The following is a 23,434-nucleotide window of genomic DNA, read 5'->3' on the forward strand; positions in this document are numbered from 1 at the left end:
ACTTTTTTAAGATGTGACCATCAATCCTAAACCAGCAGCACCGACAACGGAATAAAAAGCATAATCGTACTGATTGCAGTTAAGACTTTACCTTTCATCAGATTATCTCCTTTCTTCCTGTCCGAAGCGAATGCAGGACACAGCCAAACAAATAAAGGAAATTACTCCATAAAATGGAAGTAATGGGATCAGCTGCATCTCTGCAGTCGAAAGATTAGCTGCCATTCTTCCGTATTCAGAATGATGGTGGAAGGATGACGATGGGACACAGTCCATATAACGGCTTTGCCGTCACGCTCGAATTTCCGAAGGAAGGAAACGTCAAATAACCCCCACCTCATCTCTCAAGGTGAAGGTTCTTTGACGCTTTTGGATTTCCCGACACTGTGTTTGTCTACCCGTGGACTTTCCCACCAAAAATGAACATCAGGGTGAACCCAGCTTTTTATCCTCATCTTATGTACTATCGTAAAATTCCATATGCGTTTTCTCCTGCTTGTAGTATTCCAGTCTCTCCTGCAGGGTGCCGGTATGAAATTCAAATTTATGACCATCAGGGTCTGTGAAGTAAATAGATTTTTTATCTTTTACGTCTCACTGGCGGCCCGGCAGGATGTTTACTCCCAGGTCTTCTAGTTTTTCATACATTTCATCAAACTCCACTTCCTCAATGGAAAAGGCGATGTGTGTGTATGAATCATGAATCTCCTGCCGGGGGATATCTTTTTCCACGTTGAGTGCCAGCCACATACCATTTAAGTCAAAATAAGCTGTATTTTTTCCCTTTACTAACAGCTTTGCATCGAAGACATGTTTGTAAAACGCGATGGACGTTTCTAGATCCGAAACGGAAAACAGAAAGTGATTTAATCCTTTTACCGGCACTTCAATCCCTCCTTTGTTTCATATCTTGTCTATTTACTGCCCTTTTTGTATGCCATATCTACAACATCCTGTTTTGATTCTTCCATTCTAATGATAACCCCGGAACAGGGAGAAATACCAGCCTGTTTCGCTGTGTCGACTGTATCTATTCTGGAAGCATGCAATAGCAAAAGAATATCCTCACCTGGACACTCCCTTTACTCTTTCTAGTATACTTACTTTTTCATCCATAAGGATTAATGGAATCACGACTATAATGAGCGTATGTTAAAATAGTAAAATCAAACAATGACAGCTTATACGCTAAAACAGCTCAGGAGTGAACGAACATGGACAAAAAAGATATAGCCGGGATACGCCGGCAATTTAAGATGGATAATGATTTACTGAAGATCTCTGACATCTTCAATGTATATATCATGAAGGAAACAACGGAGATATATCACCACCAGAGTCAGCCGTTTGAAATGCTTACCGAGGAGCAGCAGGAGCTTTTCATGGACAATTTCAAGAAAGTGCTGACAGGCCAGCTGGATGAAAAATTATTTGAATTAAAATTTAAGCGCGACGCAGAAAATTCCAGCCAGCTCATTCTACATAAAGGCCTTTTAAGCAGCGACACGGAAGACTGGAAAGAACAAATGCTGCATATGACGCAGAAAATGATAGAAGACCATCCGTCTGAAAAAGATATTGTCATTACCTTCATTCGTGCGGAGTACTTAAAGCCGACAAAACGTCGAAATGATGAAACGGAAGAAAGTGACCGCGATGCCGTTTACTCCAATCCCTTTATTCTATGCAGCATGAATAAAACAGAAGACCCGAAAAAAGAAATGCAGTTCGATTACATCGAGAAAGAGTTCAAGTACAAAATCGAAACAGATCCCGTCATTGATCTGAACCATCCAATATCCGGATTTCTTTTCCCGTCCATTAAGGATGGCACCTCTGATGTGAACCACGTTCTCTATGCTGCCGGAAAAGCAAATGAGCCGGACTATCGATTCATCGAAGAGGTGTTGAATGGAGAAGAAATCAAGACGGCCAAAGAGGATAAAGCGGTGTTCGAGGAAGTCATCAAAGACGTTGTGGGAGAGCAGGTTACCCCCGCCACCCTCGCAAATGTGTATGGAGAAATTAACCGCGTCGTCGAAGAAAATGAAGAAGATACGCCGCCAACCCTCGATTACAAAGACGTCGGGAATGTGCTGAAACAGAGCGGCGAACAAGTGGATCCAGAATACGTGAAAACAGCGTTTCAGCGGGCCGCCGATAATGAGACCCATGAACTGAAAGCAAGCAGCATCGTCCCTAAATACAACTCTAAATCCATCAAAATTAACACGAAAATCGCCAACATCTCCATCAGCCCGCAGGACCTTGAGTACGTGAGGCAGGTCAACTATCAGGGGAAACGCTGTATTATGATTGAAGTCGATGAAGACGCAGAAGTCGATGGTTTTAAAATGCTCCCTCAAGCATTTAATGAATAAATCTTAACCAGGAAGGATGAAGGAACAAATCCTTCCTGGTTTTTTTGATGTCACGTTAATCATCACAATCATTCTTCTCCCCTCACGGTAAAACTGCTTTTTCATTATTTTACAGAAAATATAAAAAACATGAAGACAATTAAAGATTAGATCAAAGCGTCCAATTAATAAGCAGCCCTGCGTGCGCTAAGCCCCCACCAAAACCATACAATAATACTTTATCACCGTGCTTTATTTCCCCATTTCTCACCCCTATATCCAAAGACAACGGAATAGTAGCTGAGGATGTATTTCCGTAATCAACTAGACTGTATAATGTTCGGTCCATAGGGAAATTGCACTTTTCACAAATAGACTCAACCATTCTTAAATTAGCACTATGAGGAACAAACCAATCAATCTCTTCCAAATTAATGCCTCCGTTTTCCACAACAGATTGCATTCCTGTTGGTACGGTCTTAACAGCCCATTTATAGACCTCCTTACCATTTTGAACGATCAAACCGCTATCAATTAACTTTTCAGTATTCATTCGTTTTGATAGATTGGTACCATATAAATACTGTCCACTCTCTCCTTCTGAACCCAAATGTGAAGAAATAAAACTTGGTTGTTCTTCATCATATTCTACAAGTACCGCTCCTGCACCATCACCGAAAAGTACACAGGTGGTTCTATCCGTATAGTCCGTCACTTTTGATAGCGTTTCAGCCCCAACAACAAGAACTTTTTTGTTCAAACCGGACGTTATCAATCCATTTGCTACATGTAATCCATAAGTAAATCCTGCACAAGCAGCGTTTAGATCGATTGCTCCAGTATTTTTTATTCCTAGTTTTGCTTGAAGGTTGGAAGCTGCACTAGGAGTTTTGAAGTCAGGAGTGAAAGTAGAAACAATTATTAAATCAACATCATCTATTGCCTTACCGTATCGTTCCATTAAATTTATTACTGATTCATAGCTAATATCACTAGTAAACTCTTGTTCATGAGCTAATCTTCGCTCTTTAATACCAGTACGTTTAACAATCCATTCGTCACTTGTATCCACCATCTCTTCTAAATCATAATTTGTTAATCTTCGCTCCGGAACATATGAACCTAACGCAGTAATACGTGCCTTGGAAATCGACATCAACACTCACCTCATTCGTTATTTACACTTATTTTATCACTTGTTATTAATATCTGGTACTAATTATTTGTAAAACAGTTCCACTTTCTTGCTTTTTATAACAGGAACAGGTATTCTATTGAGGAACACACGTTCTTTACAAAGGAGGATGTTATGGCTGTTGATCACGATCGATTGTTTAAAGAAGTGTTAACAACATATTTTGAAGAATTTATCCAATTGTTTTTTCCAGAGGTCCACGAAGCTGTTGACTTTTCCAACATCCAGTTTTTAGCAGAAGAAGTCTTCAGTGATGTGACACAAGGGGAAAAGTACAAAGTAGATCTCCTTGTAAAAACACGACGGAAAGAAGAAGAAACCGTTATTATCATTCACACAGAATCACAGAGTTATCCCCAGCCTGACTTCAATGAGCGTATGTTTATCTACTACGGACGATTATATGAAAAATACCGCTGCAATATTCTCCCGATTGCCTTATTCACCTATGATCAGAGACGGGAGGAGCCGGATCTTTTCTCCATTCAATTTCCTTTTCACGATGTGCTCCGTTTTCAATTTTTAACCGTCCAATTAAAACAGCAGAACTGGAGACACTTTATCCGCTCGGACAACCCTTTAGCCGCTGCATTCCTTTCGAAAATGGGGTATAATGAGAAGGAGAAAATACAAGTAAAAAAAGAATTTTTGCGCATGATGGTCCGTATGAATATAGATCCTGCAAGATCCAACCTGTTGACCGGTTTTTTCGAGACTTATTTAACGCTTACTTCTTGGGAAGAAAAGAAACTACAGGAAGAGGTGAAACGTATGGATGGAAGAGAAGGCGAAAAAGTGAGGGAATTTGTGGTGTCTTACGAAAAGAAGGGGATCGAAAAAGGCATAAAGCAAGGGATGGAGAAGGGGATCGAAAAAGGCATAAAGCAAGGGATGGAGAAGGGCATGGAAAAAGGAGAAAAAATGGGTGAAAGAAGGACAAAAATGGAGATTGCTGCAGCCATGCTGAAAAAAGACATGGACGTCGACACCATTGTTGATATAACAGGACTCTCCGCCGGGGAAATTCTTCGTTTAAAACATGAAGAACAATAGTAGTTATTCATCGCCGCCATTTTTTGAGCACCTTCCCACAATAAAACATATCCATTTTTACACATCCTCTTCAAGCCCGCTTCAGGATGGGACTTTATTTTTTGTCCGAAGTCACCATAACAAGTAATACTGTAAGGATCACCATGATGGTTTGATCATCAGACATCTCACCACTCCTTTTACGGGGAGTGGCCGCCCGTACTCAACAAAACATCGTTTTATATGAATTCTGTTATATTATGAGAACTGCTGGGTTTTTACTTCTTCGGAAGAAAAGCAGGAAGAGGTGAAACATATGGATGGAAGAGAAGGCGAAAAAGTGAGGGAATTTGTGGTATCTTACGAAAAGAAGGGGATCGAAAAAGGGAAAGAAGAGACAAAAACGGCGATTGCTGCAGCGATGCTGAAAAAAGACATGGATGAGGAAACAATAGCTGAAGTGACCGGGCTCACAATTGATGAAGTGCTTCAATTAAAATAACGTTATAATTGATTGAAAAGATGGATGAAATCCTTGATAAAAAGGGGTTCATCCATCTTTTCATCTATCGCGGCAGGCACCTTATGTTACCATGATGACAAGATGACGTAAGAGCAGAAGAGGAATACGAGAACATGTCAAACAGCAATGCCACAACGAAACAACTTATATGGTCACGTAACGCACTATTCATTATTTTCACGTTACCCGGAATCGCAATGGCCTCGTAGGTGGCAAGAACTCCGGAGGTGGCTCCATCTTCATTGGATAAAGGCCATGACTATTTTTCTTTATTAAAGTAGAGTTATTCTAACTGTACATTTACAGTTTTTCTTGAACCATTAGTTTCATATTTTACTTGAAAAGTATAATTCATTCGGTGAAATGATCTTGAACCCCAAGAGGATTCTATCGTTGTAGTCTCTCCCTCGTTCATACTATAACCGGAAACAGCAGGGCAACCTTGTGAATTATCGTTCGCAGGGGTACGACCGCTGAAATATAATGTTAATTCACAAGTATCTGGTACATAAGGAAGTGTCACATTAGTGTCGTCTGCAGGATTGGTAACGGATGCTCGAATCTCGTATTTATTGCTTTCATTCTTCTCAGCATCTGCTGTAATCTTAATTTGGTCATCTTCATATCCCCCTTCAAGGGATTCAGGAAGTTCTGGAAGGAAAAAATACCGGAAATACATGAACCACAAAAGAAGAGCCACGCACAAAATTGCTACTCCAATGCCAATCAACATCCTCATTTTTTTGTCCATAATTAATCCCCCATTTGATTAAAACTAATAAAATTTTCAGTTTACTCTGCAATGGCTAGAATCATCTGTGTAAATATCAAAGGATTGATTTGTAGTATAATAATCGACTACATCTGAAATTTTGGTAATATAGGACAACCCTGTCCCTTTATAAAATTGTTATCATTTTCATAGACAATTCCTCCACTATCTCCTGGTTGAGTGAAAGGAGCTGTTCCTATTCTATTCACTGTGGCAACCTCCAAAGTTCCATAGCCGTCTTCTTGATAATAGTTTAAGTTACAATTATTTCAAAGTCGTTTCCCTCAAACAATAGACATTGCTTATTATATTTCCTAACTCTATCCTGAGAGAAAGGAAGGTGCTATCGCCTGGGTATTTCCTTAGATTCAAATGATTAATAGAGAAAGGGAAGTGTGAGATGAAATACGTTCTGTTATTCGTTCTGATTTGCATATGCTCCGCGTGCGGAAGCAGCACCAACGGAGAAACACTGTCGAATACCGATTCTTTCCCCTCCGAAGAGGAAAAGATGGGATTTCTCCATATACAAAAAATCAGTGCCGACAACGCAACGACCGGCACGAAAATTATGGACGACAAAGAAAAAATACAGAACATCCTAGGGGCAACAGAAAATTTGAAGGTGCAGGAAACATCGAAAGATACACACACAGAAAAACAAACGGATCAACCCAGCTATCTATTTTCTTTTTCGGAGCAGCGTAACGTAAACGAACAAGCCGCATACAGTTTTTTCTTATATCAAGACGGCACTATCATTATCCTGACAGAACGCGACCATAATTATATCGTCCCTCCAGAAGATTCGAATGACGCATTTGAAAGAATACAGAGCATAGCAAAACTAATAAATGAGGACTGGAGCAATTTCTCAGCTTCTTGAAGCTATCCTGGAGTGTTCACTCTGATTATAGAAAGAAGAGCTGAGCTACCAGTCTAGCACCTTCCATCTGAACAACCAGCAAAGAGACAGCATTTCACCGCTTAAAGAAACGCATCCATCTGCCAGCGCATGGCAGGTGTGGAAAGAACTTATTGGTCTAGTTGTCTTTGGCATGGCTTTTGCGGAAGGGTCGGCCAATGACTGGGTGCCTCTCGCCATGGTGGACGGTTTCAACGTGCAGCCTATCCCCGGCATCGCCATGTTCACCCTGTTTTTAACAGCTATGTTCCTAGGCCGCACAGCAGGCGGCTTTTTCCTCGACCGATTCGGCAGAGTCCCCGTCTTTCGAACCGCCTCCTTACTAGCGTTCTCAGGACTCGCTCTTGTGATATTTACAGGATATCTGCCTGTAGAAGTTATGGGGCTCTTACATGCTTTTGTTTTTGTGCTTGTTGGAATCTTCCTCGCAGGGATGGCTTCTTCCTCTGTAAGAAAACGGCTTGAAGAAGTCCTGCCAACCTTTACGGAGCTGCTTTATTACATATCAGCTATGCCAGCCGTGAGTTACTTTTCTTAATAAACCAGAGACCCATCATTAAATTTTCTTTCTCGGGGCTTTATGGTATACTTTTAGAAAAGCCGGCATATACTAGTACCATTTCTAATGAAGGTGGTATCAGCATGTGCAGGGATGAGGAGGATAAGTCTTTGTCAATCCCAACAATCAAGCCGATGAAAGTTACCTTTGACAGTGAAGAAGAACGTCAAAACTTTATTGACTGGGCGGTAGGAAAAAATAAAAAAGAACCTGAAAACATGGAAGAAGTCCGTCAAGGTGTGAAAAAAGCAAGAGAAATGAGAAAACGCGGTAATTTTAACGACTAATGCATCTTGATATCATTTCTAATATGCCAGCTGACACCGTTCAATCCTTTTCTTGTCCAAGCCCCAATAATTTTATAGAATCATTTTTAAAAGAAAATGCCCTCAAATATCATCAGCAAAACCTTGCCAAAACGCATACCGTTCAGAATAACAGCGGCCATTTTATTGGTTTTTTCACTCTGTTTTCTGATTATGTTCCCATACCGAAATCTAAATTAAAAAAAGAAGACTGGACAGTACAATCAATTATAGGAAAGCAAATGTACCCAGCAATAAGAATTCATGCGATAGGCATTGATCATGCATTTCAAGGAAACGATCACGGGAAGTGGTTAATGTATATTGCACTTGATATATGCAGAGAAATCTCTGAGTCTGTGGGAGTGGTGTTTGTATCCGTTGAATCCTTCACAAATACTATCGATTTTTATAAAAAATGTGGGTTCACCTATTTAAACAGAATGAATCGGGATCTTCATAATATGGTTCTGAAAATCGATGATTTAAAAGAGAGCTCTCTATAATTGTAAATCCCCCACTACGGGCAGCATTTTTTGCTTGTCTTTGCACTTTTATCGAGTACCTTCTCCCTTTCTTCCTCATTCAACATGGCAATTTCCTTGATAATTTTTTCTTATGCACCTCTACTATACGATACTTTTATTATAACTGATCCCCGCCCCTTCCTATCCCCGAAACGGTTTTTTCTACAAAAAAGACCCTCTGAAGAAAGAGAGTCTTAAGATTATATACCAAGAGTTATATCCAATTTAATTCAGGTTGTAAACAGCTCTTTTCTATTAAGATACGGCTGCATTATACTAGTAGTATAATCCATATAAGCTGAAAAGCTCACGGTAAACAGCGAATAAAGCAGGTGACGATATGAATCCTTCTATTTCCCCGGCAGAGGCGAAAAGGCAGCTCGAACGAATCGCAGACATTTACCCCTACATAAAAGAAGAAGAGGTTCAAACCAATGACACGGTACTTACCATCCTGAACAAACAGTTTCATGGTGATAATGTTATCATAAAACTTAATATCTATGATTACCAAGATCACCAAAAGTCAATTTTAGACTTTGCATAATTGAATCCACAACCACAAGAATTATCGTAAGGGCATATAAGCCAATCACACTTAATACAACTTATATGAATATCAGAATACAACGCTCCCTTACAATAATAGCAGTGTTTTTCGTCACTTCTATTTGGTATTATACGAGGCGGTATATCTTCACGTTCATGAGGAGCGAATATAGGCCAGCCCTTTCTTTTGGCAATCTTTCGTTTTAAATATATCCAGTATTCTTGATTGTACTGTGCATTTTTATATACATTTCTCATCTGTTTTTTTAGTTGATCATTCTTTTCTCGTCTTCCGTATTCAATAAGTTTGTCCAGAAAAGATTCTTTCGTTATATTAGTAGCCAATTCTGTAATAATATTTTCTATCCATTGTTTTAGTTTAATGTTTCCCATTTATGTGATCTCCCACCCCGTGCTACTTTCAAAAAGTATGTTTCTTATTGTCAACATTTATTAGCGAAATAGTAATCCCCCTTCTAATCGATGTTCTATTATTCGTCCATCCCATATCTCATAAATAAATACCCGATTTTTAATTGATTCATAGTCTTCTTCAACAAGCTGCTGTTTAAATTGATACAAATCAGTTGTAGCGATAATTAACCGGCTTTCCCCGTCCACTTCTTCACTTGTGAAATCCACTAGCCCTAGAGCACTTCGTAATTTTACATTCACTCTCCCCCTACTCAATTCATAACTTTCAATTAATGAGAAAAAGTCTTCCGGTATAACCCGGGCACTAATCATACTGTTTGGTTCAATTTTAAATTGTGCTATTCGTTTTACAGGCTTCAATTGAATCGAACGTTCACGATCAATTTCATTCAAGCGTTCTTTGCTCCGGTCTTCCAACTCATCGATTTGAGCGTACGTTTGGTTAATTAAAGCTCTGTTCTTTTCATCTATATTATGATTTTGATAATGATGCATACGTTCCTGTAATGTTTCCATTTGTTCATCAAATGATTTCCTCAAAAATACACGTTTCCGATTGGCATAGTCTTCACGCTTACGCTGAATTACTTTTAACAATTTCCGCGCATATTGAATGACATAACGATGAACTTCTCGATCTTCCTCTGAGTATGTTCCGACTATTTCGAGTGACTGATTAAAAAGAAAATATGGGGAAATGTGAATAAATTCATCATTTTCTCGTTTACCAATTATCGTTAACTGCTGCTCTAGTTCGCGTCCATTACCATCTACAATCGTAACCTGATTCAACTCCATGATCATCGATTCTGACAAGGCCGATTTGACTTCATATAATGGTAAGATCACTTTTTGCATCTCATCCGCTGTCAATTTCATTACTAGACTAAATAGTGCATCATCGTTTTCAATCATTGGCAAATTTTCTGTTTCAGCCGTTAATGCAAATCGAGTAGAATCATCAAAATTAAACATCAATTTTTGATCACGGGCAAAATCACGAATTCGTTTTGGAAACCGGTCGATTCGTGCTGTGCTTTTATCAGAAGATACTTTTAAACGCGTTTTAGTATTCTGCAGTCCATTAACAACAAATTTCCCGTAAAAATGATTCGGAATACTGTTTATGGAAAGTTCATCAAAAGTGCGTTTTGCCCCGGGTAAATCAAAATTTTCATCCAGTCGCTCATTTTGTGCAAATTCCAATAAGCGTTGATGTTCTTCTGATAATGTCTTTTCCATACGTTCAATCACTTCATCTAAATTCTCTCTCCCAGTTACCGCTTGTTCCATCACCGTAGATAAGTCAGCTTGGTTATCTTCCAGAACTTCACCGATAAAATCATATATAAGCTCTTGTCCCAAATCATTACGCATTTGTTCCATCTTCGTTAGCAGCCGAATCAACACGTCTCCTTCTCGTGTACTCGTGGAAACCAGATTAAATACGAACACTTCATTCTTCTGTCCGATTCGGTGAATACGCCCCATACGTTGTTCCAGCCTATTTGGATTCCATGGAATATCATAATTGACCATTTGATTGCAAAATTGCAGATTGATTGACTCTCCACCAGCATCTGTGGCTACCATGATTTGAACCTCATGCCGAAACTTCTCCACTTCTTCCTGTCTTCTATTCATTGAAAAGTTACCCATGATTTTTGCAACATCAGGAACGTAGATTTTCAGTTTTTCTTCTAGGTAATGTAATGTATCTTTAGATTCTGTAAATATTAATATTTTTTCCTCTTGTGCTAATAAACCACCGGCACCAAATAGCGTTTTTTCTAACTCTAAGAATTTGCGTTCTTGTTCATATTGCCTAATTACATTAGATTTTCGGATAAGATTATCAAGCATTTCAATTTCCACTTGTAATTCATTAAAATTCAGTTCCTCAAATTCACCTTCGGCGTCCTCTTCCAACAATTCCTGTTCTTCTAAAGATTTATCGTCATACTCTTCCACATCCAACCCTTGTTGCAGCCTTCGTCCTGATTCCATCACTTCCTGCAAACGTTCTTTCCGTCGCAGAAGAGATAAATAAATAGCTTCCACTGATGAACTTAACCTTCTTTGTAAAATCATCATTGCAAACGCTACATTGGGTTTATTGTTTTGTTTTGCTCGATTAAAGTAATATCTCACGTAATAAGTTACTGCATCATACAAATCAATCTCTGCAGGACTCAGTTCAAATCCTAACGTTTTTGTTGTCCGTTTTGGAAAAAGCGGAGTGCCGTCAAAATTAACCATATTCTCTTTTAATCGACGTATAACATACGGATTACTTTTTTCAAAAATCGAATCTCCCCGGTTTAACTGTGAAAAAATGTCGTGGTCAATCAAGCTCATTAAATGACGGAAATTTTCCATGTCTCCTTTGTGCGGAGTTGCTGTTAACAACATACAGTGTTCCGTATGGCGCAGCAAATTTTCACCAAGCTGAAACATCTTTGTTCGTTTTATCTTTTGTTTCTTTTGACCAACTGTATAAGCTGCCATCTTATGAGCCTCATCAACAATTACAAAATCAAAATGTGAATTCAAAATCATATTCTTAATATCTTCTCTTGAGGCCCAATACATCGATGCAATGACTTGGTGATGCATGTCAAAAGGATTTAAGTCCCCGGTGGCATTTAAATATGACCGTGTGATAATAAAAAAGTCTTCATCAAATTTTTCTTTCAACTCAGCCTGCCACTGATTTAATACAATCGGAGGGACCAATATTAATGTCTTTCTTAGCATGTTTCTAGCTTTTAATTCACGTATAAGCATGCCAGTCATGATCGTTTTACCAGCGCCAGGATCATCCGCCAATAAGTAACGAACCTGGGGTGCCTGTAACATCTTGCTATAGACTGCTTCAATTTGATGTGGCAGTGGTATCAAGTTTTTATTCCCGCGTGCTCTTGCTTGAGAGTATTCCTTTTCCGTGCGCAGTACATGATATTGTAAATAATGTTGGAAACGATCTTTTAAATTGTCAGCAACATCTTCACCAGAATAGCGTTCCACTTCCTGAAGTTGATAAGTTTCTAAATAGTTCTCGAAAAATTGATTAGATTCCCGGCCAACAGCTTCAATCAAATACAAATCCTCATCAATGTTTTCTACATATTTCACTTGTACCGTCTCCGGCCAAAAAGAGGCCCCTACAATATCACCTTTTTTCAGCACCATAACACCTTCTCTTTAGCATTAATACAGCGCTTCATATAGACGTAATACAAATTCTTCTTCTGAATACAACACTTTGTCTTTTGTCGTTATTGTTTCTATTCGCAAAGTACACGTTTCTCCAATTTTATAGGGTTTCTCTATTAAATTGAATTCAACTTGAAGATTGCGATCACGGTTATTGCCTTTAAGATCAAAAATAACATCCATTTCATTGGAAATTCTTTCATCACCTTGATAAAACGCTGCTCGAACTTTTCGTGACGAATATTCATCCGAAATACTTTGTTCCTGATAAAAAGAAATCGGCACACGATAATTGGTTATGACTTTGTTGATGACCGCTACAGCAATCTCAACCGGTTGTGCTTTTTCAATACGCCGGTATTCAATTAATGGTACAACGGCTTCTTGTGGCAATGCTCCTCCATGAATGAATTGGAGTCCACCACCTGTTTTAAAACGATTCAAGCTTTTCGCTAATACGGTTTCGACATTTTTTAAAGGAGACTGCCGTGCAGATAATTTAATCGATCCTTCCGGAGTAGATAAATGATGACCGATAGCAAATCGGCGGTTTTTATCAAAAACGTCTCCTTCAACTGAGTCGATTTTGCCATGTTCTTGTATTTGTTTTAGCTGGAACAAGAAACCGTGATCTGCTGTAATAAAGATTTTTTTTGCCTGCAGACGAGACAAGCGGTCCACCGCATAATATAAATCGCGAATGGATTGATCTACAGCTCCATAAGTTTCACGTTCTGATTTCGATGAATCTCCAAGGGCATCAATATGGTCATGATATAAATAAACTAACCGTTTCCCTTTTAAGTATTGATCCGCTTGATGAGCCTTCATGTCTAAAAGATCCTTTAAGTGTAAAACTTCCGTTTTTGCCTCTACATTTTGCAAGATGTGACGTCGACTGTTGATCCCTTTTGTAGATTGATCATCAGCAAGAACTCCTTTTCGATCATCAGCTTTTAATTCACGATGCGGTAATAAACAGGCCATGCCTAATTGTGTATAGGTTGGATAACTTGCTGCCATCGCTTGAATACTAGATGTCCCATTTTCACGTTGAGCTAACTGTTCATGAAGTTCATAACCAGCTTCATAACGCAAGGCATCTGAAATTATCACAAACACCCTCGTTGCTTCTTTTTCTAGTATAGGTTGAATTGTTTTTTTAAAGAACAATCGTTGTGGCAACAATTTTGATACATAATCGTTTTCCATGACATCGTTCGTCTGTTGTGCCAAACGAAACAAATAATCATTTTCATACCAATTTGTCATACGTCCCGCTATATCTTCCAACATTTCCTTTTCGTCAAGTCGTGAAAAGAAATGCATAAAATGACGATAGGTCTGGTCGATGGAGTAGAGATGCTCAGCATATTCTTTATAAAAATCGTTTTCTTGAGATACCCGATGGATGAGGTTTTTTTGCTTCTCCATTCGAACAGCTTCATACAAGGTATTAAAAATATCTTGTATTTTCCCTTGGGATCCCCAATACGTTTTTAGACGCTTGGCAATGATCTCTAAACGATTATCCGTGTTAATGGTTTGATGCATTAATTCATCGATACATTTTTCAATGATCAAAACATCAACGATCGGAAATGTAATCACATCCTGGTAGTTTTCAAGATCATTGTCACTTAAAACCAGCCTTACCTGATACGTGTCTTCCCAATCTTTTATAAGTCTTTCCAGAACATATCGATCATCATGCTGCATCCATTCGTCAATAAACAACGCACAAATATTCGGGGAAGAAGACGGCCATTTATTTTCCCAATCCTCCACGACAAAGCCGGCATCTCGACGGAAATGATGATATATGAGGGTATTGCACAGTTGAATTAAAGGTTCCTCAGTCCATTCCAACGAAACACCGAAATAACGCCCGATTATTTCAAACGCCCGTCCCAGCGAGAAGTTACGCTGTATTTGCTTCACAAATTCATTATCTTCCATATACAATTCGTTTATAAGAAGTTGGCGTGTGATCATCCGAACATCAGGTACCGTTGCCTTTGCCAATACAGCCATCATACTGATTTCAAAGTCATTTTCGTCTGCTGATTGAGGTAAGACTTTTTCGAGCTTTTTTTTCCGTTCTTTACTCTCAAAAAACAGCGGATACTGTTCCATCATCGAGCGTAATACATCATCGGAAACTTGCAGCTGTTCTGATAAAAGAGCCGTTTCATCAGCTTTAAACTCTGTATTGTAGGATAAAATATCTAACAATACATTTTCTTTATCACTTGGCCTCGGTGCATCTGAATAAATAAGAAAGGATGTGTCCGGTTTTTGAATTTCTATTTCCACTTTTAATTGAAAAAAATTCCGATTCGATAAATATCTTATCTCAATGTCATCTAATTGTTTCTTTAATTCTTCTATGTTCACTTGGGCCTGTGGATCATACCAAAAAACAATCGCTCTTGCTTTTGTTTCTTTTTCAAGCTGTATTTTATCTTGTAATTTTTCAATGACATTCACCGAGGTCACCTCATTATGTAAAACGAAAGAGGAGTTTATCCTCCTCTTTCTTTTATTGAATCTTTGCTAGGACTTTATCAAATTTGGCATGGTTCACTTTGACACCATCATCTAAATCAATGTCAATTTGTTCATTCGCATATGTCGCTAAATACTTATCAAATTCCTGTAGTTCTTCCAACTTCTTTTGATAATCGGTTTTAGCTTTTTCCAAATTCCGTTTATCCGTTGCCGATAAACTAGGATTAACTAAACGTGTATCAATCATACTAATTTCGTTTTGATACTTCGATTGTATCTCTTGTAAGTGTTCAAAGCGAATCGTTGCCATCGTATCTGGTTGATAACGATGCATATAAATCAGTGTACGCAACCCTTTTTGCCTGCCTGAATCAACTAACCAGTAAATTGGTCGTTTCTGATACGTTTGACAGTGATCTTTGAAAAACTCATTTAAGAAATAACGACGCAACCGCTCCTCCGGCGACTCATTTTTCTTCATTGTTAACGATTCAGCTAACCATTGCATATTATCTTCTACTGTATCTGGACTAAATGCTACAGATAAAAACTCTCGTAAACGAACCATAATATCATTATCAAAGTAATGATCATCTGTTAACTGAATAAGTCCATTAGAATTGGGCTTGAATGTCTCATACTTCGATTCATCAAACTCTCCACCAGCATAAACGAGACCATCCATGTCTAATGAATAACGCCCCATTAAACAGCCAATGAAATAAGATAAAAAGGATTTAACTTCCCTATCGATACTTGGTTTTGAAATCGTCACATCATTATCCAAAACTTCAGACGATATTTCGTCTTCCAATTCATATAAATCTATAAAAATTTGATTTAATTTTTCTTCATTCGATTTTAGTAGATGAAAACAATACTCTAATTTTTGTTTCCAGTTTTCATAAGCCACTGAAACAATGTTTTTCTCATTTTCAAATTTTATAAATGGATGTACTTTAAAATCCCATGATGTTTCAAATGAATCCCACTCAAATTTTGAAATATCAATATTACTATGAATTAGCTTCCTTAAAGTAAGTAATTTTTCTCTTGATAAATTGTCACGAAAAGGTATTCTTACAATATCCGCAATTTGTAAGTTTATAGTTGGATTTAATATGTTCAATAATAATTGAGCCACTTTTGAATTAAGTAATCCTAAAATAAATACCCTCTCATCTTCAGAACCAAATATACCTGGCCCTCCTGAATCGTATATAAAACCTTCAGGTATAACTCTAGAACTGAACGGCCCGCTTGTTATATATGAAAAACCGGTTGATGGTTTAAAATAGTAAGACGTATTCACAATTGTTCTTGTATAAGATTTATTAATTGTTTTCGCATATTCTATAACTTCTTCCCCATCATTTTTCCAATTAACCACATCTTGGTAGTAACCATACCATTTTCGATATCCTCCACCTTTACTATAAGGGAACCACTTAGACTGAGATTCTAATGCTTCGTTTCTTGACTTTGAATTCCTATTCAAATCATAAATGTTAATCTCAAACCACAATCTTAAAAATCTAGCATTATCTGAAGTTGTCATTCCTCTTTTTACTTCTAATGAATCTCCTATTTTATTATCTAAAAACAACTCTTTAACTTTTTCACTTGCCCAATAAGATATTGGAGAACCTGGTATTGTAGAAAATGTTGATGAGTAACTAGTATATCGATAGTTTACAAATTTATTATTGACTGCTTCTTTAACTTTTATAGATTGGCTGCTTGATCCTTTAAAGTCTGTTAACCTTATATATTCTCCAGCTGTACGTTGTGATTGACGATGCAATACAAATGTACATATTGGAACTGTTGCCTCTTCAAAAGCAGAGTATTCCAACTGTATTAAGCTTGAAATAGTATTATTTTCTATAACAAACCTTCTCAAATTCTCATGCTTCGAAATAAACATCCAAGTAAATGGAGTCATCAATGCAGAATATCCAAATTTTTTAGTCATCAGAGAAGTTTTATAAATAAATGTGGAATATAAATCTGTCTTATACTCTTTATAATTTTGAAATATAAACTTTTTTAAGATTTCATTAAATTTACTGTGATATGGTGGATTTGTAACTACAACATCATACTTTTGATACAACAAATAGGCTTGTTTTAAAACTGGTAATAGTTTTTCTTTTAATTCCTTAGAATAAGACTCATCAATTAAATCTCTTTGTTGATTCCCTAAGTTATTGATTAAATCAATCCATTGTACATAAGGAGCTTCAATAGGGTCAATCAAAGAACCAAACTGTTTCCCATTCTCGAATTGATTTAATAACTCATTGATTGATGCCTTTTCAGTTTCATTCTCCACAAAATATTCTATAGCTTCTTCAGATAATGACAAATCTGCATCCACAATTTCATATACATTCAGTTTTGGCGTTACCCCTTTACGACTTAATTTTGAAATGAAGCGTGGTTGTTTTTCAGCAGCCTTCATGAGCAATGCAAAGTTTGCAATTTGTTGAGCACGTTTATCAATATCTAAACCGTGCAAGTTTTTTTCTAAAATCAACTGAGGTATCTCTCTAGTTGGATAGCCCGCTTCTTCATACATGTCATATAACATATCAAAGGCATAAAGTAAGATGTGACCTGACCCACATGCTGGGTCCATGATTTTAAGTTCTTCTAACGAATCAAATTCTGGGTATAGATGATGATTTTCTTCGTGTTTTAAGTAATATTCCCAATGCCGAGCTAATTGGTTGTTTTCATACTTTTCATCGTATAATTTTCCTAATGAGTTTTGTACCATATACTGTACAATCCATTTGGGTGTGAATAATTGCGTGACGACGGGCAGGTCTTCTTTTTTTACTGCATTGTTTCGTAAACCGCCCACCTGCTCTTTCTTCTCTGACATGTAATATTGATAAAGCCAGCCTAACACTTCTACATTGTCTTTTTGGGAGCCATCTTCTTTTATTTGATAAAAGTTTTCATCAGACAAATCGTTAACCAAATTACGAATGATAGATTCCTGGTCTAATAAATAATCAGGTAATAATAATTCGGTATAATCCTCAATTTTCTCAAATAAGAATGGTAGCAATTGATTTAAAGCATTGCATTGGGCAATAAATAAGTTGCGATAAGCTTGTTCATTATTACCTTTTTGTAGCCATTCATTTATGTGCTCACGATCTACGTCTAAGTTCATTGTTTCATATTGAAGTAAAATATCAGGTTCATTTTTATCTGTACTACTCGATAATACATTGACCCGATCAGGTAAATAGTTATTGACTTCCATATAACGAATCGCAATAATTCGGTTAAACCACGTGTAAGCAACTTCTTCGATAAGCTGGTCATAACCCACCTGGTTCAAACGTTGTTGTAACATATGAACAGCATGATTTATCTCTATTGGGAAGGACTTACCATTAACGATTAATTGTCCATAGTTTTCTTCAATATTTACTTCTTGATTATCCTGGGTAATTCCATACTGTTCAGCTTTAAGTGACACTTTATCAATTAAATCTCGTCTGGCTTCTACGGCAAATTTATTTAATTCTGCTTTATTCATTGTTTCACCTCTATTATGTAAAGGAGCAGAAGGTAAAACTGCCCCGTGTCTATGATTTTACAAAGTAATGAGTTTGTAATTCTTTAATCAAACTTCTCTTCAATGATTCGATGGCACGTTCTAAATCTTCTTCCGATTCAATCGTATTAACTTGACTAAAGAAGGAGTTATACAACTCTTGTTCTGTGATTGTTTTAGGCTCCCTTATAACTGTATCTGTATCTTTCCGTAATTCTTTTAGCATGTCACGTGCTTTTGATTTTGTTGAGTCAACGATGTCAATAAGTTGTTGTTGGTTAATACGAGCATTAGAAATTCGTTCGCTTTCTTTGATTTTATCGTAAAGTTGCTTAGCTTGTTCTTTCCTGGATTGAATATAATCCACTATTGTTTCATGTTGAGAATACTGATCCAGTAATGCTTCGATTGCTTCAATTGACTTATCGGATTGAACTAATACCGCTTGCTTTTGTTTTTCTGTTTCTTTTTGTATGAGATTCTGAAGATCATTTGTTAACTCTGGCAATCGGCTAATACCTTTTGTTGGTTCTTCCTCTAATAGAATGTGTTTTATTCGTTGAGTTATATCGCTTAATTCTTCGTTATGAATAATTTCTAGGTCATGTTGATGGTCTTTAAGTGCTTGTACGGCTTTATCAAAATTCTTTATAGGGTTACCATTATAAAAACCTTGCAGCTTTTCTAATACGTCATACCATTCTTCAATGTCATCTTCATATTGAACAAAAGTTCTACAGAACTCCTCTGGATCACGAATAGCCAGTAGTTTTTGTGTGTCATTGACAACCCTTCTGATATCACTTTCACCTGGATACGGATAGTCACTAGTGGGGTCTTGTTGACGTCGTCTATCTCTAATCTTTTCAAGCGGGTGAACGAACTCTTCTTCAATTTTATTGCGTATAATTTCTTCGTAAACTTCGTAAGTATCATAAGTTTGTGTAATGGAGAAGAAGTTACGGACTAATGCAATCAAATCTTGTTTGACTTGGCTGTCCATCTCAACGATTGGTATTACGACAATGCGATCACGTTCAGATACTTTTTCTAAGCGATCATAAAAATTACTGGAATTAGGATTGAATGGTTCTCCTGCATAAATAAACCGAACCTTTCCAGCATTCATTAATCCCAATAATATACCAATGGTATCTTGCTCGTGCCATCCGTAAGGAGCATCACTATACTTTTGAACCAATACTTTCAACGTTCGATTCTCATGGTTTCTTTCGAGTTCTTCAATGAAATGCTTCATCTCATCAAATGCATTTTTATTTAGGTCGGTCACCAGTCCCTGCTCTCCTAAACCTTCTGCAATATCCTGCCATTCTTTCTTACTATGTTTAAAAGATAGAGGAGTTTCGATATAGTGAAGCTTAAAGTAAGTATTGCGAATTAACATATCCATCGCTTGGCCTACTCTACTTTGGAAGTTCCCGTTAAACTCACGACGCTGTCCTTGTATATAAAAAGCTGCTTTTTCACTAGCTTTTGTAAGTAATTCTGATGCTTTTTGTGTATATTCATCTACTTCCTGAAGCTTAGCCTCATAAATTCGTCTTTGCTGAAGAGTTGACGTGGCTGATTGTTTTCGACGTACATAGCTGTCGACTTGCTGAATATAAGCCAGGGACCTTTCCGCTTCTGCAACTAAATCTTTGTCCAGCAATATAATTAAATGACCGGAGTTAGCTTGCAGAGTAGCTTCTGAATCTGTCAGTCCTTCAGCATACACCTGCATCGTAAGCTCATAATTCATGTGTCCCTTTATATAGTTGTCAAAACGCTTATTATAGTCGAAATGCTTCGATTGATCATTCTGTCTATATTCATGTTTTGGATGAGGGTACACTTCATCAAAAAACAGGTTCCCCAATTTTTCTTTGACAATAGTCGTGTTGTATTCTTCTGCTCGGATTTCACGATTAATTTCCTGCTCCTCATCGGACAAGAAGGAATAAGATCCGTCCGCATGCTGGTCTATAAACATAGCGGTTTGCAGTCTATGCAGTGATTCTTTTATTTTATATTCCAATGGCTGACGTTCATCATATACCGTCTCCACCATTAAAGTAGCAATATTTCCGGAAGTAGCCTTCACTTCATCTATGCCTTTAATTAAATAAAGCACTTCCAGAACTTGAACATCGTACACCTGCAAGCCTTCATTATTACTTGCACGGTCCTGTGCTCTTACGATCGTACTCGTAATAGAGGATTCCAAATAGTCACGAATAGACGGATAAAACTCAGCCATCGTTACCATATTATCAACATTCTCACCGGCATTTAACTGCGCCGCTTCCTGGAACGCTTTCAGCAAAGAGCGCTCCCCGCGCGAAGTATGCTGCCCTCCTTCTCCTAAATTACGGATTTTCGTGAATATCTTTTGTAACAACTCAATCTGATATGGAACAAAAGGATAAAATGATATAAATTCATCAATCGAACGATATCCGGAACGTAATTGTGTATGTGTTTGATCAAAAGCTAATCGATTATGAATCAATTTACCTTCCTGATCATAGATAGTTTTTAATGTATCCGCACCAACATCCGTTTTTTCTAGTAACCGTTTTTTTATAACTTCATCCGTGTTCGCACTGGAAAGGTTAATTTTTGTTTCAAAACGTCCCTGGATTTTTGAAAAATCTTTTGTACTGTCTAAATCTGTGACAGTAGCCTCTAATTTTTCTTGTGATGTTACAATTACCCAAGCCTGTCCTTGGCATAGGTCTCCAAGCTTTTCCGTGATTGTTTGTAGATTCAGCATCAAACTCGTATTATTACCAAGATACTGCCCGACTTCGTCCGCAAGAAAAACTATTCGATAATCCGGACCTTGTTTTTTGCAATAGTCAGCCACCAGTTGCGCTACTGTTAAAGCATCAATGGAAAACCATTCACGACTCATATTAAAAAAGCTTTCCGCTGTATCTTTATCATATCCGACACTTATTAAAGCCTGAATGACCTTTGTCTTACGTAATAGAATTTTTAATCGAAATTCTTCCCATGTTTTACCATGATTTTCATAAATGGCTTGTTTAAATGCTTCGTAATTCCCATCTCCATCCAATTGTCTCTCCATGTCTGCAACCCATAACGTATCAGAATAACCTAAGTGGTTATTAAATACACGTAAGAACACTTCAAAAATACGCTCTTTTTCTGAGTCATTGGATGAAGACGTTGATCTTGAATCAATATTAAACAGAAGTGCGTCTGTGTTTTTTTTAGACACTTGCTGCATCATGTTCAAGAGCTCTTGGTTCTGTGTTTTATCACTAAAATAATCTGCTGGTGTTCTTCCTGCAATCACCTTATTATGCAGCAAATAAGAGAGGATTTTTAAAAAGTGCGACTTACCTGATCCAAAAAAGCCTGAAATCCATACTCCAATTTTTGTTGATGGTTGATCATACATTTCTAAATAGTTATCATAAAAACGCTCTAAATAATGTTCACTTTCTCCCGTTAACACGTATTCTTCCAGTTCATTTTCAATTACTGATTCTTCCATGCTTTCCGCTTGCACAACATTGTTAATCGAACGATGGATATCTTTTTTAAATAGTTGTTCGATCTTCATTGATTATCCTCCCCTATGAAATCCTTGATAACTGATAGTCATCTTCATAATCAAGAATCCCAAATAATTTCAACCTTAATCCTGTAAACGATCCAGGGTAAAATAGAATGATTGGTTTTTTATACCCTTTACTTGAGATGGCTTTAAGTAGTTGACTCGATCTCAAAAAAGGATGAGCAGTCCCAACCCCCGTGATAAAGATGACATCGGCGTGCTTGGTAACATCCATAAACTGCTGTATTAACGAATTTTTCTCATTTAATATCGGTTCAAATACGTCATACAACCCTTTCAAGCCTTCATCTTCACACACTTCATATAATTCATCCATTTCTTCTTTATCAAAAAATGAAAGCAGAAATGAAAATAAATTCACTTCTTTTATATTAGTCGTGGTACGACTTAACATGTTCTTTATATATACGCGAATTTGCATTTCCTCTTCAGGTGGATAATCTAATACAAAGTGAGGAATATCGCTTCCGATTCCTTGTGGTTGTATAAACTCTTCTTTTGATATTAGGGTTTCCATTTCTTCCAAACGATGATATGTTGATTTCATTATTCATTCACCTTTTTCAGGTTTGTAAAAGATGCTAAAAGTGGCGCGGATTCTTTTGCATAATTTTTTAAAGACTGACTCATATGTATCGGCCTTACTTCATACTTTTTCTGATCGACCTTAGTAATCATTTCTGACTCCTTAAAAAATAATGTTAACGTTCTTATTAAACGAGTTATGGTTTCAGGCCGCCACAGTTGAACCTTCTCACTTTCCTTTGCCTTCTTTTCGAAGAAGTAATAGAAATCGTTATTATATAAATAATTCTGGTGTTCATAATTTAATCGAATAACTTCTGTATAGAATTCTAATGGCATTCTGTAAACTTTCAAAAATGAATATAAGGTCAATGCTTTACGATCAAATTGGCTGCCATCTAAAAAATACTGCTTTAAGTTATCATCTAATGTGGCAGCACGTTTATAGACCATGTTAAAACGATTATTAACACTTATTGGACTTCTTAATTGAAACAAGTTTTTTTCAGTAACTTCTTCAAGGATGTCGTTTTTCATTTTGCCCTGTAGTAACATTTTCAAGACAACGGCAATATCATTTTCCGACCACTTTTCTTTTGTGAACCCAGCCGAATATTCCATATTTAGCCCCTTCGCCCATTTATTCATCAAGTTTTCCATCCCCAATGAATTTAAAGTTTGCCTACCATAATATTAACACAGCGGCTATAGAAAGTTATATAACCCCCTTATGATTTCCATGTTTTGAAACGAGTTCACAATAAAATTAACACCACCCTAAATACCTCTTAAGTACAAGAGTGGTGGAGAATT

Annotated in this window: 17 protein-coding genes and 2 pseudogenes; 8 read left to right on the forward strand and 11 right to left on the reverse strand. The window is 37.2% G+C overall.

What is annotated here, in order from left to right; all coding sequences use genetic code 11:
* Nucleotides 1–456: 456 nt before the first annotated feature.
* Both fosM and ACW9JV_RS14445 read right to left on the reverse strand, forming a co-directional pair.
* Nucleotides 457–885, reverse strand: a pseudogene (gene fosM / locus ACW9JV_RS14440) (FosM family fosfomycin resistance protein).
* Between the two features lie 50 nt (nucleotides 886–935).
* Nucleotides 936–1,037, reverse strand: a pseudogene (locus ACW9JV_RS14445) (biotin synthase BioB); the annotation flags it as partial.
* Between the two features lie 177 nt (nucleotides 1,038–1,214).
* Here ACW9JV_RS14445 and ACW9JV_RS14450 point away from each other — a divergent pair.
* Nucleotides 1,215–2,381 carry a DUF4317 domain-containing protein gene (locus tag ACW9JV_RS14450; protein WP_457335652.1) on the forward strand — a complete coding sequence of 389 codons (1,167 nt, stop codon included), beginning with the start codon at nucleotides 1,215–1,217 and terminating at the stop codon, nucleotides 2,379–2,381.
* A 151-nt stretch (nucleotides 2,382–2,532) separates the two neighbouring features.
* Here the strand turns inward: ACW9JV_RS14450 and ACW9JV_RS14455 are convergent, their stop codons facing one another.
* Complete coding sequence (locus ACW9JV_RS14455; protein WP_457335654.1) at nucleotides 2,533–3,516, reverse strand: beta-ketoacyl-ACP synthase 3; 984 nt, start codon at nucleotides 3,514–3,516, stop codon at nucleotides 2,533–2,535.
* Between the two features lie 153 nt (nucleotides 3,517–3,669).
* Here ACW9JV_RS14455 and ACW9JV_RS14460 point away from each other — a divergent pair, with 153 nt between their 5' ends.
* Both ACW9JV_RS14460 and ACW9JV_RS14465 read left to right on the forward strand, forming a co-directional pair.
* On the forward strand, nucleotides 3,670–4,608 hold the full coding sequence (locus ACW9JV_RS14460) for an Rpn family recombination-promoting nuclease/putative transposase (RefSeq protein ID WP_457335656.1): 939 nt from the start codon (nucleotides 3,670–3,672) through the stop codon (nucleotides 4,606–4,608).
* 295 nt (nucleotides 4,609–4,903) lie between these two features.
* The gene (locus ACW9JV_RS14465) at nucleotides 4,904–5,089 is read left to right on the forward strand and encodes a hypothetical protein (protein WP_457335658.1); all 186 of its coding nucleotides are present in this window, start codon (nucleotides 4,904–4,906) and stop codon (nucleotides 5,087–5,089) included.
* A 304-nt stretch (nucleotides 5,090–5,393) separates the two neighbouring features.
* Here ACW9JV_RS14465 and ACW9JV_RS14470 read toward each other — a convergent pair whose 3' ends face one another.
* The gene (locus tag ACW9JV_RS14470) at nucleotides 5,394–5,861 is read right to left on the reverse strand and encodes a hypothetical protein (RefSeq protein ID WP_457335660.1); all 468 of its coding nucleotides are present in this window, start codon (nucleotides 5,859–5,861) and stop codon (nucleotides 5,394–5,396) included.
* A gap of 421 nt (nucleotides 5,862–6,282) precedes the next feature.
* Here ACW9JV_RS14470 and ACW9JV_RS14475 point away from each other — a divergent pair, with 421 nt between their 5' ends.
* The 5 genes from ACW9JV_RS14475 (at nucleotide 6,283) to ACW9JV_RS14495 (ending at nucleotide 8,745) form a co-directional block, all read left to right on the forward strand.
* The gene (locus tag ACW9JV_RS14475; protein ID WP_457335662.1) at nucleotides 6,283–6,768 is read left to right on the forward strand and encodes a hypothetical protein; all 486 of its coding nucleotides are present in this window, start codon (nucleotides 6,283–6,285) and stop codon (nucleotides 6,766–6,768) included.
* A gap of 136 nt (nucleotides 6,769–6,904) precedes the next feature.
* Nucleotides 6,905–7,345 (forward strand): MFS transporter, encoded by a 441-nt coding sequence (locus tag ACW9JV_RS14480; protein ID WP_457335664.1) that lies wholly within the window; start codon nucleotides 6,905–6,907, stop codon nucleotides 7,343–7,345.
* A gap of 131 nt (nucleotides 7,346–7,476) precedes the next feature.
* A complete protein-coding gene (locus ACW9JV_RS14485) occupies nucleotides 7,477–7,653 on the forward strand; it encodes a hypothetical protein (RefSeq protein ID WP_457335666.1) in 177 nt (58 codons plus the stop codon).
* Nucleotides 7,653–8,177, forward strand: a complete 525-nt coding sequence (locus ACW9JV_RS14490) for a GNAT family N-acetyltransferase (RefSeq protein WP_457335668.1) — start codon at nucleotides 7,653–7,655, stop codon at nucleotides 8,175–8,177. Before ACW9JV_RS14485 ends, ACW9JV_RS14490 begins: the two co-directional genes overlap by 1 nt.
* Nucleotides 8,178–8,538: 361 nt before the next feature.
* The gene (locus tag ACW9JV_RS14495; protein WP_457335670.1) at nucleotides 8,539–8,745 is read left to right on the forward strand and encodes a hypothetical protein; all 207 of its coding nucleotides are present in this window, start codon (nucleotides 8,539–8,541) and stop codon (nucleotides 8,743–8,745) included.
* On the opposite strand, the gene ACW9JV_RS14500 is transcribed toward ACW9JV_RS14495, so the two are convergent.
* Genes ACW9JV_RS14500 through ACW9JV_RS14530 form a run of 7 tightly spaced genes read right to left on the reverse strand, consistent with a single transcriptional unit; the run spans nucleotide 8,715 to nucleotide 23,269 of the window.
* Nucleotides 8,715–9,140, reverse strand: a complete 426-nt coding sequence (locus ACW9JV_RS14500; protein ID WP_457335671.1) for a hypothetical protein — start codon at nucleotides 9,138–9,140, stop codon at nucleotides 8,715–8,717. The two genes, ACW9JV_RS14495 and ACW9JV_RS14500, sit on opposite strands and share 31 nt — an antisense overlap.
* Before the next feature lie 60 nt (nucleotides 9,141–9,200).
* Complete coding sequence (locus tag ACW9JV_RS14505) at nucleotides 9,201–12,374, reverse strand: helicase-related protein (protein WP_457335673.1); 3,174 nt, start codon at nucleotides 12,372–12,374, stop codon at nucleotides 9,201–9,203.
* 18 nt (nucleotides 12,375–12,392) lie between these two features.
* Entirely contained in the window at nucleotides 12,393–14,888 is a 2,496-nt protein-coding gene (gene pglZ, locus ACW9JV_RS14510; RefSeq protein ID WP_457335675.1) for a BREX-1 system phosphatase PglZ type A, read from the reverse strand.
* Nucleotides 14,889–14,940: 52 nt separating this feature from the next.
* Nucleotides 14,941–18,468 carry a BREX-1 system adenine-specific DNA-methyltransferase PglX gene (pglX, locus tag ACW9JV_RS14515; RefSeq protein ID WP_457335677.1) on the reverse strand — a complete coding sequence of 1,176 codons (3,528 nt, stop codon included), beginning with the start codon at nucleotides 18,466–18,468 and terminating at the stop codon, nucleotides 14,941–14,943.
* Between the two features lie 49 nt (nucleotides 18,469–18,517).
* Nucleotides 18,518–22,081 carry a BREX system P-loop protein BrxC gene (brxC, locus tag ACW9JV_RS14520; protein WP_457335679.1) on the reverse strand — a complete coding sequence of 1,188 codons (3,564 nt, stop codon included), beginning with the start codon at nucleotides 22,079–22,081 and terminating at the stop codon, nucleotides 18,518–18,520.
* Between the two features lie 13 nt (nucleotides 22,082–22,094).
* Nucleotides 22,095–22,643, reverse strand: a complete 549-nt coding sequence (locus ACW9JV_RS14525; RefSeq protein ID WP_457335681.1) for a DUF1788 domain-containing protein — start codon at nucleotides 22,641–22,643, stop codon at nucleotides 22,095–22,097.
* A complete protein-coding gene (locus ACW9JV_RS14530; RefSeq protein ID WP_457335683.1) occupies nucleotides 22,643–23,269 on the reverse strand; it encodes a DUF1819 family protein in 627 nt (208 codons plus the stop codon). Before ACW9JV_RS14530 ends, ACW9JV_RS14525 begins: the two co-directional genes overlap by 1 nt.
* Nucleotides 23,270–23,434 lie beyond the last annotated feature (165 nt).

The sequence above is a fragment of the Salibacterium sp. K-3 genome (assembly GCF_054052005.1).

What these genes read in the sequence shown, in the direction of transcription:
- ACW9JV_RS14490 (WP_457335668.1), top strand. Translation starts at nt 7,653, where the DNA reads ATGCATCTTGATATCATTTCTAATATGCCAGCTGACACCGTTCAATCC.
- ACW9JV_RS14500 (WP_457335671.1), bottom strand. Translation starts at nt 9,140, where the DNA reads ATGGGAAACATTAAACTAAAACAATGGATAGAAAATATTATTACAGAA.
- ACW9JV_RS14525 (WP_457335681.1), bottom strand. Translation starts at nt 22,643, where the DNA reads ATGAAATCAACATATCATCGTTTGGAAGAAATGGAAACCCTAATATCA.
- ACW9JV_RS14505 (WP_457335673.1), bottom strand. Translation starts at nt 12,374, where the DNA reads ATGGTGCTGAAAAAAGGTGATATTGTAGGGGCCTCTTTTTGGCCGGAG.
- ACW9JV_RS14460 (WP_457335656.1), top strand. Translation starts at nt 3,670, where the DNA reads ATGGCTGTTGATCACGATCGATTGTTTAAAGAAGTGTTAACAACATAT.
- ACW9JV_RS14470 (WP_457335660.1), bottom strand. Translation starts at nt 5,861, where the DNA reads ATGGACAAAAAAATGAGGATGTTGATTGGCATTGGAGTAGCAATTTTG.
- ACW9JV_RS14450 (WP_457335652.1), top strand. Translation starts at nt 1,215, where the DNA reads ATGGACAAAAAAGATATAGCCGGGATACGCCGGCAATTTAAGATGGAT.
- ACW9JV_RS14465 (WP_457335658.1), top strand. Translation starts at nt 4,904, where the DNA reads ATGGATGGAAGAGAAGGCGAAAAAGTGAGGGAATTTGTGGTATCTTAC.
- ACW9JV_RS14495 (WP_457335670.1), top strand. Translation starts at nt 8,539, where the DNA reads ATGAATCCTTCTATTTCCCCGGCAGAGGCGAAAAGGCAGCTCGAACGA.
- ACW9JV_RS14455 (WP_457335654.1), bottom strand. Translation starts at nt 3,516, where the DNA reads ATGTCGATTTCCAAGGCACGTATTACTGCGTTAGGTTCATATGTTCCG.
- ACW9JV_RS14530 (WP_457335683.1), bottom strand. Translation starts at nt 23,269, where the DNA reads ATGAATAAATGGGCGAAGGGGCTAAATATGGAATATTCGGCTGGGTTC.
- ACW9JV_RS14475 (WP_457335662.1), top strand. Translation starts at nt 6,283, where the DNA reads ATGAAATACGTTCTGTTATTCGTTCTGATTTGCATATGCTCCGCGTGC.
- pglX (WP_457335677.1), bottom strand. Translation starts at nt 18,468, where the DNA reads ATGAATAAAGCAGAATTAAATAAATTTGCCGTAGAAGCCAGACGAGAT.
- brxC (WP_457335679.1), bottom strand. Translation starts at nt 22,081, where the DNA reads ATGAAGATCGAACAACTATTTAAAAAAGATATCCATCGTTCGATTAAC.